Here is a 13,339-nt window from a genome sequence, read left to right on the forward strand (position 1 = left end):
TTTCCTCACGGAGAAACGGATAGCCTATTAGAAACAAGCGAAGCGCACCCAATTAAGCCTTTAAACTAGGTTGAATTGTGTCCCGTTATCGAGAAACTTTGCTAAGTGATGGAGAAATGCCCATATGTGTCCGAGAAACTAGCCTAAGTGTCCGAGAAAACAATGCGAGTGTAGGACAAATCGCCATAAGTGTCGGACAACCCAAAACTTCCACCATCCACACATCATGACAATATTCGCCAGCACCCTCTCGACATTTCCAGACACTTCTGTATAATAGGAATGTATCAAATTACATAACAAACACGAAAAAGGTGCCTCGAGCAATTGAGGTTAAAAGGGAAGCCGGTTCCAATCCGGCGCGGTCCCGCCACTGTACGTGCTAGCTTACTCGCAACTGCCACCGGATAACTATCGGGAAGGCGTGAAATGAGCGTCAATGCACAAGCCAGGAGACCTGCCTTTTTTCGGTAATCACCCGAGATCTACGAGGATAGACATGGTGAAATTTGGCGAAGTCCGCCTTATTTCCACTGCGCTCATCCTCCATATACATAATGGGGGATTTTTGTTTGGACAAAATAGGGGGAAAACAACTCATGAAAAAAATGTGGCAACTGTGGCTTACAGCCGTACTTGCTGTCCTACTTCTAACCGCTTGTGGTGGAGCAGATGGCAACAAAGACAAAGGAACGGACAACAACGGAGCAACAACGGAGCAATCCGATAAAGAGAACGGATCCGATTCAGAAGCAAGTGAAGATGCCGACGTCGCTACCTTCCCAATGACCATAAAAGATGCTACTGGGGTAGAAATTACACTTGAAAAAGCACCAGAAACAATCATTTCTACACTTCCAAGCAACACGGAAATTCTCTTTGCACTTGGACTTGACGACGAAATCGTTGCAGTCGATGACTATTCTGACTTCCCGGAAGACGCAACACAAAAAGAAAAAATCGGTGACATGAACCTTAATATCGAAAAAATCATCTCAATGAATCCAGAAATGGTATTCGGTCACGAAATGTCACTTCCTGGTTCTGAAGCTGGCTACCAACAAATCCGCGACGCTGGAATTCCCGTTTACATCGTGAAAAATGCGATGAACTTCGACGAAACGTATAGCACAATCGAAGCAATCGGTGAAGCAACTGGTAAACCAGAAGAAGCAGCAAAAGTCGTTGAAGACATGAAAGCAAAAGTGGAAGAAGTCGTTGCGAAAACTGCCGACATCAAAACTCCTAAACGTGTCATCGTAGAAACATCTGACGTTCCTGAAATCTACGTACCTGGTAAAAATACATTCATGCAAGAAATCCTCGACAAGATCGGCGCAGAAAACGTCGTGACAGAAGAAGGATGGATCATGATCAGCCCTGAAGATATCGTTAAACAAAATCCGGACGTCATGGTCATCATGCATGATTACACGCCTAATGTTATCAACAGCGTCAAAAAGCGTGATGGGTTCGCAGATATTACAGCTGTCAAAGAAGACCAAGTTGTTCAAGTCGACTCAAACTTAACTAGCCGAACAGGTCCACGTCTTGCTGAAGGACTTGAAGAAGTCGCAAAAGCAGTCTATCCGGAGGCCTTCAAGTGAGAAAACCACTGATCGCCTACATCGTTTCAGCTGCCGTCCTATTGACGGCAGTTGGTCTCGGTGTATCTATTGGATCTGTCCACGTGCCGATCAGCACGTTATGGAACCAAGGAGCAGATACGACGGCGACCAATATTTTATGGAAAATTAGAATGCCGCGCGTCATCCTAGCTGGACTCGTCGGTGCGTCACTTGCCATTGCTGGTGCTGCATTTCAAGGGTTACTTAAAAACCCGCTTGCAGATCCATACACCCTCGGAGTGTCATCCGGCGCCTCTGTAGGTGCTGTGATGACACTCTTTTTTGGCATTAGCATTCCGTTCCTTGGTCTCTACACACTCCCTGTTTTCAGTATGGTGGGTGCCGCAATTACGATGTTTGTCGTCCTCGGCTTCGCTAAACTCGTAGATCGCGGTCTCAACATGGAAACCATCATTTTAACTGGAATCATTTTCGGCTCATTCCTCGGCTCCGTACTATCACTAATGATTGCGCTTACAGGGGAAGAGTTACGTCAAATTATTAGCTGGCTACTCGGAAGCGTCTCGATGCGAGGGTGGAATTACATCAACATGATTCTTCCGTTCACCATCATTGGATCACTCCTATTGTGGATGAACCGCAGAGAGCTAAACGCGATGCTATTCGGAGAAGACCGGGCGAAGCACTTAGGCGTGGACGTCAAACGACGAAAACTCGTCATCCTAATCGGGGGCTCGATCCTAACGGGTGCGGCTGTATCTGTTTCCGGGACAATCGGTTTCGTCGGACTCGTCGTACCCCATATGACACGCCTAATTTGGGGATCGGACCATCGTCATCTACTGACACTATCGTTCATGAATGGTGCAACGTTACTCATCATCTGTGACCTCATTGCCCGCACGATCATTTCGCCGACAGAGCTACCCGTTGGCGTCATCACCGCATTCATTGGCGCACCGGTATTTGCATTTATCTTTTATCGACAACGGAAAGGGGGGACTGCGTGATGTTGCACGTACAAGGGTTAACTGGTGGATATGGCAAAGAACTAATTGTGAAAAACGTGTCGTTCGACGTACAGCCTGGAGAAATACTTGGCATTCTCGGACCGAACGGCAGTGGGAAATCGACGCTTCTCAAAATGATTTCAGGCATCCTACCGAAACAAGCAGGATCCGTTAAAATCGCGGACAGAGATGCAGATAGTTACTCACCTAAAGAATTTGCGCGCAACGTTGCAGTCCTTCCACAAATGCACGCACATGCGTTTTCACATACTGTCAAGGCAACTGTTGAACTCGGGCGCTACCCGTACCAAACGGGATTGTTCTCCTCGTGGACCACTGAAGACGAAGCAGCTGTAACCCATGCAATGGAACGTACAGGTGTTACGCGCTATGAAAACACCCTCATCGAATCGTTATCAGGTGGAGAACAGCAGCGGGTTTTTGTCGCTCAAGCCTTAGCGCAACAAGCTCCACTACTGTTGTTGGATGAACCCACGAACCATCTTGACATCGCCTACCAACAACAATTGCTCGACACTGTCCGGAGTCTCGCAGTTGACGAAGGGAAAACCGTCGTTTCCGTCTTCCATGACGTCAACTTAGCGGCGCTCTATTGCGACCGATTATTGCTCATGGAAAACGGTGAAATCGCGAAAATCGGCTCGCCGCAAGACGTCGTGCGGGAACCGATTATTCAATCCGTCTACAAAGCGGCTGTCAAAACGCAAGCCCATCCGGAGTTACCGAAACCACAAATGACGTTGTTACCATCCATGAATGATAGTGTAGAAGTGCCTCTTGTTGTGGATGAAACCCAGTTCACTGTTACTGCAGATAGCGTACAATTTCACGCACCCCATTCACTCAAAACGGTTTCATCCGCGGTACATAATCCAGGAACTGGCTGGTACACAACGTTCGTCAATCGCCATGTCGATGCGAATTACGAGTGCGATGACGTGAAAAAGGAAATGGAAGATTATCTCGAAAAAAGCGGCCATCACCTGACCGATACAGTCGGCATGATGACAGCTGTGCAAACACTACACGTTGAAATTGCTAGCTTTGCAGACGAAGGAGTTTCCATCGTCATCGCTGTCACAGCGGGTGTCGGAAATGCAGTCGACGTCTCAATGGCCAGAGAAAGGGAAGCGCATGTCGGCACCATTAACACGTGGATTATCGTCAACGGTCGGCTTTCTGATGAGGCATTCATCCAAGCAATGATCACCGCGACCGAAGCGAAAACACGTGCGCTTCAGACGGAAAAGGTGCTTGATCCACTAACTGGAACTCAAGCAACTGGAACGTCAACGGATAGTTTACTCGTTGCGGCAACACAAATAGGACAAGAACTCCCTTATGCAGGACCCATCACACCACTCGGTAAATTGATCGGGACTGGGGTCTATGAATGCACGATCCGCGCTATCCAGACGTACAAGGAGGCGAAGGGATGGAAGGGCTGATTTTAGCGCATCTACTCGCCGTTTCACTAGGATTCTTCCTGGACCAACTCATCGGTGATCCCCCAAACTGGCCACACCCTGTCCGTTGGCTCGGAACGTATATCACGAAACTTACAAACTTGCTGAACAAAGGGAGTAAACGCACTGCAAAAGGGGCTGTCCTGCTAGTTCTTGTTGTAGTGCCGACATTCCTACTCTTTGCAATCTTTACAGTCGCAGCCTATTGGTGGCATCCAGCAGTCGGTGTTGCAACTGAAAGTATATTTATCGCAATCGGGCTCGCCCAAAAAAGTTTGCGCACCGCAGCGCTCGATGTCGCGGAACCACTTGAAACAGGGGACATGAAAGAAGCCCGCAAAAAGTTGTCGTGGATCGTAGGAAGAGATACGCATGAATTGAACGAATCCGAGGTCACACGAGGCGTCGTAGAAACGGTCTCTGAAAACATCTCGGATGGCGTCACAGCGCCCCTTTTCTTCGTCTTCATTCTTGGAGCTCCGGGGTTGTGGTTGTACAAAGCAGTGAATACATTGGACTCGATGGTCGGTTACAAAGACGACCGCTATCGCGAATTCGGAACGGCATCCGCACGAGCAGACGACGTATTGAACTACATTCCAGCGAGAATAACAGGCTTTCTCATTGTCATTCTTTCGCCGAATAAAGGAGGCATACCACTTCGCGAGCGATTCGAAGGCTGGCGAACGGATGCAAAGAAGCACCCGAGTCCAAACAGTGGCTATTTGGAAGCAGCCACCGCCTGGCAACTTGGCGTCCAACTTGGTGGTACAAATATATATAAAGGTGTCGCATCTCGACGCCCAAAGTTTGGTCCGAACTTGCAGAAACTTGCAGCCATTCATATTAACCAAACACTCGTCCAACTAAAACGCGCAACATACGGCGTTTGGGCGCTCGGCATCATCATCGGAGGGATTATCTATGCCATTGCCTAACCATGGTGCGAACCCGCACAAGTTATACGAAACACTGAATCTGAAACAGCCATCGAAAGTGCTCGATTTCAGTGAAAACTGCAATCCGGCAGGACCGCCTGAAGCCATTCAAACAAAATGGAACGAACTTCTTCCACTGATTGCACGCTATCCTGATCCAAACGGCGAGCCATTCCGCACAGCTGTTGCAGAATTTCATGGAATAGACGTCTCTCAACTCGTTCTCGGCAATGGCGCGGCGGAAATTCTATCACTTGTCGCCAATCGATACAAGGGGAAACGAGCCGTCCTCGTTCACCCGACGTTCTCGGAATACGAAGCGACATTAACCTCAGCGGGTGCGAGCATTACAAATGTCCAGGCGAGCGAAGAAAACGGGTTCGCGCTACCAATTGACGAACTAAAAGTCGCAGTAGAAACCGCGGACGTCCTATACATATGCACTCCTAACAATCCGACGGGTGTTTTGCCGAACCGAACTGAATTAGACTCGCTCATTCAACATGCGGCCACGGTTTCTTGCGAAGTTATTTTGGATGAAGCATTCATTGATTGGGTGGATGAAAACTTGTCATTCATTTCGCAAGTCAAGAACTACCCGAATGTAATTGTCGTCCGCTCGATGACGAAATTGTACGCCATTCCGGGAATCCGACTAGGCTATGCGATCGCACATCCTGATCGAATTCAAGCTATCAAACGAAGTGCACCTCACTGGAACATCAACGCGATTGCGGCACAGCTCGGGACGATTTGTCTGCAACAAGAGGACTACCGTGAGCGCGCAATTCTGCAAGCAACGGAAGAACGATTGAAGATGACGAGCTTTTTAACAGCACGCGGTTGCGAAGTCATCCACTCTGTCGCGAACTTCATTCTATTCAAGCCCCCTGTACATATAGTGGCACAAGATGTTTTCAAAAGGTTACTCATGCAGGGGATCGTCGTCCGCCATACTGAAAACTTCAAAGGGCTTGATGGGAATTGGCTTCGAATCGGTATGAAAGCCGCTAATGACATGGAGACTTTGCGCAATGCATTCGCATCTCTTTTTGATGAAAAACAAGGCTCATTGACGTTCATTAGTGGAGGGGTTCGAAGTGGAAAAAGCGCCTACGCTGAACAACTTGTTCGAACGGGTGCAAAACAGACTGGTGGCCGGCTTATATACATCGCATCCGGTACTGCAACCGATGATGAAATGTCGGAAAGGATTGCACGTCATCGAACGGACCGAGCTGATGATGGCTGGATGACGATTGAACAACCAACTCATCTTGAGGATGTGTTACCTAGTTTGCAACAGGGCGACCATGTACTCTGGGACTGCGTAACAACGTGGCTAGGAAACGTAGCATATGAAGGCTGGGAAACCGGGTCACCGTGTATTTTGAAGACGGAGTGCATGGATGAGAAGATTACTAAGTTGCTAGATACAATCAAGGGTATTCAAAATCTCACGAACCAACTCGTCATCGTTTCAAATGAAGTGTTCGATGAACCACTAAAGACAGAAGAAATCACACGTACGTATACTCATACACTCGGCAAGTTGCACCAAGCAATCGTTGCGAAAGCGGATACCGCAATTGAAATGGACAGTGGTTTGCCGATTGTTCATAAACAAAGGGGGATGCAGCGATGAATGGAATTATGGTCATGGGAACCGCTTCAGACGTTGGGAAAAGCCTTATTTGCACAGCGTTTTGCCGGTTGCTTGCTAATGATGGCATCCGTGTTACGCCGTTCAAATCCCAGAATTTATCCCCTTATACGGAATGCGCAATAGATGGAACACCAATCAGCCGGGCACAATTCATTCAAGCAGAAGCTGCTCGCACAAAACCAAGTGCGGACATGAACCCGATCATCTTACAGCCTGGAGCAGATGGAACACTGACTGGGACGTTCTGTGGTGAACAACTTAAACCTGTTAGTGGCATGGCGTATCGGGACGTGTATTACGAGCATGCGATTCAAGCGATTGAACGTTCACTTAGTTCCTTGAATGATTCGTTCGAAGCGGTTGTTATTGAAGGAGCAGGAAGTCCCGTGGAGATGAATTTACTTGAGCGGGACATCGTGAATATGCGGGTCGCTGAACTGGCGGACGTTCCTGTCGTATTAGTAGCGGATATCGATCGTGGTGGTGTTTTTGCGTCGATCGTCGGTACCCTCGAATTGCTACAACCATCCGAACGAAATCGGGTGAAGGCAATAGTTATTAATAAATTCAAAGGTGATCCCAAGGGATTTCTAGAAGGTATTGAATTCATCGAATCGTATACAAAGGTTCCTGTTTTAGGAGTGCTGCCATACAAACCCGATCACGGAATCGCCGAAGAAGATGCCCCGCGACTTAAAACGCAAGCACCGATTGGGGTCGATCCTTATGACGCATGGTCTGAACACGTCCGTCAGCATATCGACTGGCCATTGCTGAAAGGGATTATCGGAATAGAAGAGGCGTGCCGATGAATGGAATTCTACTAGCACTTCAGTTTTTCACAAGTATTCCGGTTCGAAAAGAACTGCCAATGGAAAGACGTCATATCACGGTGATGTATGGTACGTTGCCGTTTGTTGGTGCATGGATTGGCCTTGTAACGACTGCGAGTATTCTTATAAGTGACTGGCTAGGATTTGGGTCACTTCTCGCAAGTGTTCTAACGCTAGTTGTCGGAATTGCTTTAACGGGTGGATTGCATTTGGACGGAGTGGCGGATACGAGTGATGCTTATTTTTCTTATCGTGATCAAAATCGACGGCATGAAATTTTGGGTGACCCCCGAATCGGCGCATTTGGTACTCTTGGGCTAATCGTATTCATCCTCTTAAAGTTGGCGTTACTCCAGGAACTAATCGCAATGAGTCATGCGAGTGTGTACGTCCTAGTTGCTGTTCCATTTTTTGCACGAGGTGCAATGGTGATCTACTTTGTCACAACCCAACCAGCAAAAGAAAGCGGTATGGCGTATTTTTTTCTTGAAAAACTGAATCGCAGTCCGCTTATCAGTTGGACGATTGTGTGTATGGTGGCGGGGTTATTTGCTATCGGAATCGTTTTAAAAACAGCCGTATTGCCGATCGTCATCGCTAGTGTAATTGGTCTTTCACTCCTACTATATCGATCGTGGACCGTTCGTAATTTTGGGGGCGTCACAGGTGATTTAAGCGGTGCATTCATTGAAGGAATGGAGGTCGTTTTATGGATCGTAGTGCTGAGCTCATTGTAATCCGTCATTTCCCAACAGTCGGTAATGGCAAACGGCAATACATTGGGTGGACAGACGAACCCATTGTTCCTGTTGCTGTAAGCCCTTTCGATGTCGAGCGTATCATCGTTTACGGGAGTGATTTGTTGCGAACGCGACAAACTGCAGCATTGCTGTTTCCGAACGCGACCTATTCAGCAGATGCACGATTCCGGGAATGCAATTTTGGTGAATTTGAAGGAAAAACGTATGCACAGCTTGAAAAGAATGTACATTACCGAAGTTGGGTGGAGAATTCGACGACGGTTGCACCTCCTGGAGGGGAAACGTTGAGATATGTAGAAGCGCGTGTGCTTGAGGCGTTTCAACAACTGCCATCAGGTGCGCGACTCATTACACACGGCGGGCCCATTCGACTCTTGTTAGCACGCTTTGGTCCGGAACAACGTGAATTCTGGTCATGGGCCGTCCCGCATGGTGCAATCTACCGGTTTCACTGGGATTCAGAGGAACAGTGGAAGGAGGGACAACGATGCACATCGTTATCGGTGGATCAGCTAACGGAAAACGGAAATACGTCCGGGAAATGATGCCTGCAGAATCTAAGTGGTTTGGGGATGAAACGCCGCTTGAATTGGCGAGTTTGAACGAACTACCTGACCATCAACCAGCTGTTATATGCAACGTCGAAGAGTGGATGGCTACTCAACTTGACGATGAAGAAAAGGCCATTCATGAGTTACTCAACGCTATACTAGGAAAAAACGTAACACTCATCATTACGGACATTGGCCGAGGAATCGTGCCAATGGATGCACGTGAACGAGCACTCCGCGATGCTTGCGGTCGGCTGAATCAGCATTTAATGAGAGTGGCAGAGGGAGTCACACGAATTTGGTATGGTCTACCACAAAAATTGAAATAAAGGGGAGACTTTTCATGAAAATCTATACGAAAACTGGGGACAAAGGTCAAACGAGTTTAATCGGAGGACGTGTGGACAAAGACAGTTTGCGCGTTGAAGCCTATGGCACAATCGATGAACTGAACTCATTCATCGGAAAAGCGATGGCGGAGCTGGATTTAGAAACATGCAGAGATATTTTTGACGACCTAGAAGCGGTTCAGAACGAATTGTTTGATGGTGGGGGGGATCTTGCAAATGTCATGAAAGAGCGCCATTACAAATTATCAGATGAGCCAATCGAAGTGCTTGAACAACGCATTGACGAACTCATGGAAGAGGCACCTCCACTCGAGAAATTCATCCTACCAGGAGGAACACACGCAGCTGCATCTCTTCACATTTGTAGAACGGTCACCCGCCGCGCAGAACGAATCACTGTGACACTTATGAAGAATGAGGAAGACGTACCGAGTACAGTCCAACGTTATTTGAACCGTCTCTCGGATTACTTATTCGTTGCAGCACGTATCGTCAACAAACGGGCAAATGTTTCGGATAATGAATACGTCCGCAGTGCAAAAGTATTCCGTACAGGAGCTAAAGACAAAAAGGATAGCGCAAGCGAATGACCACATACCGGAATGCGATTCAGCTTGGTGACTGGATTGTCACAACAGATAATTCTGGGGGCATCGGCGAGAAAGTGGGTGACCTCGTAGCTGTTCCAGACCGGATTACCGCGCGTTTCGCAACCCGCGTCGCCCTGCTCGAACAGTGGGCGGCGAATGCGGAACCGGAAGCGGTCTTACTACATAATTTTAGCGGTGACACGAGTTGGGACCGGTATTGCGATGGAATTCGAGATGTATTCGATGAAATCGGAACAACCGCACCGCCAATCAGCGGCAGCAGCGAAACGAATATGTCGCTACGTCAATCCGCAGTCGCGATAACGTTGATAGGGAAACAGATTTTCGAGGCTAGTGCGTTAGACGGAACCTGGTATACATATGGAACACCTTTAGTAGGTGAAGCTGTCCTCACGAGGGAATCTGAAATCGCTTCACTTGCCGCACTTGATAAAGCACGCCGCAATGGACTCATCCAGCGGATTTGGCCCGTTGGTTCGGGTGGAGTTTTGGTCGAATGGCGAGCAGTGACGGGGGACCGGGCTCGCGAATTGATGAGTCCACTAGACCTTACATGTTCCGCTGGCCCAGCGACAGTGGTATTGCTGCAAATCGATCCGAATCGACTAGCGGATGCAAAAACATATTTTGGACCGTTGTTGCATGCATTGGAATGAATTCAGGGGCACTCAATCTATTGGGTGCTCTTACATAATTTCATACTTTCTTTAGTATAATTCCATGACAACAGATTGCAGTTCAAAGGATTGATTGGTAGCGCTTCGCTTGTTTAGTGCAAACTTTCACTTGAGTGAGCGAAATCCACTGTGCTGCGTGAGTATTTAAATCTTTAGGTGCGCCCAAGAATGGTGGCAGGCGCTCATAAATCTTGAAAAGTGATCATTAATTCTAAAAAGTGCTCATAAAATCCCGAGAGTGATCATAAGCACAAGTTAGTGATCATAAGCCTTCCAAAATGCTCATAAACCCCTGAATGTGATCATAAATGTTTAAAAATGCTCTTAAACTTCATTCTCCACGAAGCGCATGCAAGGTAATCCGTTCACTCAAGCCTATCCCCGTCGCGTTCAATGATTACTTCATCAGAATTCATCGTCATTTCTAAATTTTCATTGACTGAATGCTCATTCATATCTTAAACTAGTAAATAACGCATCGACAAATTGCCTCAATTCATCTAGACTAGTAAGAACATTCACTACATACAAAAAAAGGGGAGGACAACATGACACCTTTATTAATCGCCAATTGGGTTTTATTCCTAGGAATTGTCGCGTATGGGCTCGCGTTGTTTACATACTTACTCAAAACACGCACGCAATTCATCCGACTTGGACAAAAAGAAGACTTTGATAACAATGTACAGAAACGCTTGAAAGAAGTATGGGTGAACGTATTTGGTCAAAAGAAACTATTGAAAGATAAAAAGAGTGGTTCCATCCACGTTATGTTTTTCTATGGGTTCCTGCTCGTTCAATTCGGAGCAATCGACCTGATATGGAAAGGATTGAAACCGGATTCACACTTACCGTTTGGACCGATCTATCCATTCTTCACATTCTTCCAGGAGATTGTTGTTGCGGTCATACTTGTAGCGGTTGTTTGGGCATTCTACCGTCGTTACATGGAAAAACTAACACGCTTGAAGCGTGGTTGGAAATCTGGGCTTGTCCTCATCTTCATCGGTTCGCTTATGATTTCTACACTCGTTGCAAACGGCATGAATATGATCTGGCACGGCCACACAACGACGTGGACAGAACCGATGGCGTCAGGAATTGCAACCGTTTTCAATTTCCTATCGCCTACCGCTGCTGCGGTAATTTTCTTCGTTGCATGGTGGATTCACTTGCTGACATTGCTCACATTCCTCGTGTATGTACCGCAATCGAAGCACGCGCACTTGATTGCAGGTCCAGTCAATACGTACATGATGCGTTTCGACCGTCGTGGAAAGCTTGCGCCAATCGATTTTGAAGCGCTCGAAGAAATTGAAGATGAAGACGAAATGCCAACACTTGGCGTGGGCAAAATTACGGACTTCACTCAACTTCAAATGATCGACTTGTATGCATGCGTGGAATGTGGTCGCTGTACGAATATGTGTCCAGCCACGGGAACAGGGAAAATGCTGTCACCGATGGACTTAATCACAAAACTACGCGATAACTTGACGAACACAGGTGCAATGACAACGAAACAGAAGCCTTGGGTGCCTTCGTTCATGTTTGGTCACACAAAAGGCAATCAGATCGCACTTGCTGCTGGTCTTGAAGGGGCAACAATGGACGATATTTACAATCCATCATTGATTGGCGATGTCATCACGGAAGAAGAAATTTGGGCATGTACAACGTGCCGTAACTGCGAGGACCAATGTCCAGTTATGAACGAACATGTTGATAAAATCATCGACCTTCGCCGTTACCTCGTCATGACGGAAGGTAAAATGGATGCGGATGCACAACGTGCGATGACAAACATCGAACGCCAAGGAAATCCATGGGGACTGAACCGTAAAGAGAAAGAGAACTGGCGTGACGCACGTCCGGACCTTAAGATTCCTACTGTGAAAGAACTGAAAAAAGCAGACGAATCCTTCGAATACTTGCTATGGGTCGGCTCAATGGGAGCATTCGACAACCGTTCACAAAAAATCGCGTTGTCCTTCGCTCACTTGTTGAACGAAGCAGGGGTTTCCTTCGCAATTCTTGGTAACAAAGAAAAGAACTCCGGTGACACACCGCGTCGTCTCGGAAACGAATTCTTATTCCAAGAGCTCGCGACTGCTAACATCGCTGAATTCGAAAAAGCGGAAGTGAAAAAGATTGTCACGATTGACCCGCACGCATTCAACATTTTCAAAAACGAATATCCAGACTTTGGCTTCACTGCTGAAGTTTATCACCATACTGAGCTGCTCCATGAACTTGTCGAGCAAGGGCGTTTGAAACCGCATCACGCAATCGATGAAACGATCACGTTCCACGATTCGTGTTACCTCGGTCGTTATAATGACGTTTACGATGCACCACGCGAAATTCTGAAATCGATTCCTGGTGTTAACTTGGTTGAGATGAAACGAAACCGTCAAGACGGCATGTGCTGTGGTGCAGGTGGAGGGCTCATGTGGATGGAAGAAGACGCTGGACATCGCATCAACGTCGCTCGAACGGAGCAAGCGATGGAAGTAACACCAGGAATTATTTCTTCGGGATGTCCGTATTGCTTAACAATGTTGTCCGACGGAACAAAAGCGATTGAAGTGGAAGAAAAAGTCGGTACGTACGATATTGCAGAACTTCTCGAACGCTCTGTGTTCGGTGAAGGAATTGCAGACGGATCAGAGTCAGAACTTGAACCTGTTTTACAGTGAAAAAAGTTTGCAAGACTGACAGATTTGTCCTACAATTAAAACAGTTGAACAGAACAGAATGTTGGAACAAATCAAACAGTGGGGGAGCATCAGTGCTTCCCCTTTTTAATGGAACCTTATCGAGCGAGCGTTCAGTCGCTCCTTGCAACCCGAAATGTAAACGCTAT

At 47.2% G+C, this 13,339-nt stretch carries 12 protein-coding genes and 1 riboswitch; all 12 genes read left to right on the forward strand.

Annotated elements, in window-relative coordinates:
• The first annotated feature begins 295 nt into the window (after positions 1 to 295).
• Positions 296 to 479, forward strand: a riboswitch (cobalamin riboswitch).
• A 120-nt stretch (positions 480 to 599) separates the two neighbouring features.
• The 12 genes from M3197_RS00920 to M3197_RS00975 all read left to right on the forward strand — a co-directional run bounded on the left by M3197_RS00920 (position 600) and on the right by M3197_RS00975 (position 13,172).
• A complete protein-coding gene (locus tag M3197_RS00920; RefSeq protein ID WP_251658139.1) occupies positions 600 to 1,607 on the forward strand; it encodes an ABC transporter substrate-binding protein in 1,008 nt (335 codons plus the stop codon).
• An 11-nt stretch (positions 1,608 to 1,618) separates the two neighbouring features.
• A complete protein-coding gene (locus tag M3197_RS00925; protein WP_432813972.1) occupies positions 1,619 to 2,599 on the forward strand; it encodes a FecCD family ABC transporter permease in 981 nt (326 codons plus the stop codon).
• A complete protein-coding gene (locus M3197_RS00930) occupies positions 2,599 to 4,068 on the forward strand; it encodes an adenosylcobinamide amidohydrolase (protein ID WP_251658141.1) in 1,470 nt (489 codons plus the stop codon). The genes M3197_RS00925 and M3197_RS00930 overlap by 1 nt, the downstream gene beginning before the upstream one ends.
• On the forward strand, positions 4,056 to 5,024 hold the full coding sequence (gene cbiB, locus M3197_RS00935; RefSeq protein WP_251658142.1) for an adenosylcobinamide-phosphate synthase CbiB: 969 nt from the start codon (positions 4,056 to 4,058) through the stop codon (positions 5,022 to 5,024). Before M3197_RS00930 ends, cbiB begins: the two co-directional genes overlap by 13 nt.
• The gene (gene cobD, locus M3197_RS00940) at positions 5,011 to 6,669 is read left to right on the forward strand and encodes a threonine-phosphate decarboxylase CobD (protein ID WP_251658143.1); all 1,659 of its coding nucleotides are present in this window, start codon (positions 5,011 to 5,013) and stop codon (positions 6,667 to 6,669) included. The genes cbiB and cobD overlap by 14 nt, the downstream gene beginning before the upstream one ends.
• On the forward strand, positions 6,666 to 7,502 hold the full coding sequence (locus M3197_RS00945) for a cobyric acid synthase (protein ID WP_251658144.1): 837 nt from the start codon (positions 6,666 to 6,668) through the stop codon (positions 7,500 to 7,502). Before cobD ends, M3197_RS00945 begins: the two co-directional genes overlap by 4 nt.
• Positions 7,499 to 8,260: an adenosylcobinamide-GDP ribazoletransferase gene (gene cobS, locus M3197_RS00950; RefSeq protein ID WP_251658145.1), complete on the forward strand. Its 762-nt coding sequence runs from the start codon at positions 7,499 to 7,501 to the stop codon at positions 8,258 to 8,260. Before M3197_RS00945 ends, cobS begins: the two co-directional genes overlap by 4 nt.
• Complete coding sequence (locus M3197_RS00955; RefSeq protein ID WP_251658146.1) at positions 8,233 to 8,829, forward strand: histidine phosphatase family protein; 597 nt, start codon at positions 8,233 to 8,235, stop codon at positions 8,827 to 8,829. Before cobS ends, M3197_RS00955 begins: the two co-directional genes overlap by 28 nt.
• A complete protein-coding gene (locus M3197_RS00960; RefSeq protein ID WP_251658147.1) occupies positions 8,772 to 9,164 on the forward strand; it encodes a bifunctional adenosylcobinamide kinase/adenosylcobinamide-phosphate guanylyltransferase in 393 nt (130 codons plus the stop codon). The genes M3197_RS00955 and M3197_RS00960 overlap by 58 nt, the downstream gene beginning before the upstream one ends.
• 14 nt (positions 9,165 to 9,178) lie before the next feature.
• On the forward strand, positions 9,179 to 9,775 hold the full coding sequence (locus tag M3197_RS00965; protein ID WP_251658148.1) for a cob(I)yrinic acid a,c-diamide adenosyltransferase: 597 nt from the start codon (positions 9,179 to 9,181) through the stop codon (positions 9,773 to 9,775).
• Positions 9,772 to 10,452, forward strand: coding sequence for an alpha-ribazole-5-phosphate synthase (locus M3197_RS00970; protein ID WP_251658149.1), 681 nt, complete (start codon positions 9,772 to 9,774; stop codon positions 10,450 to 10,452). Before M3197_RS00965 ends, M3197_RS00970 begins: the two co-directional genes overlap by 4 nt.
• Before the next feature lie 569 nt (positions 10,453 to 11,021).
• On the forward strand, positions 11,022 to 13,172 hold the full coding sequence (locus tag M3197_RS00975) for a (Fe-S)-binding protein (protein WP_251658150.1): 2,151 nt from the start codon (positions 11,022 to 11,024) through the stop codon (positions 13,170 to 13,172).
• Positions 13,173 to 13,339 lie beyond the last annotated feature (167 nt).

It is taken from the genome of Sporosarcina aquimarina (assembly GCF_023715615.1).
Taxonomy (GTDB): domain Bacteria; phylum Bacillota; class Bacilli; order Bacillales_A; family Planococcaceae; genus Sporosarcina; species Sporosarcina aquimarina_A.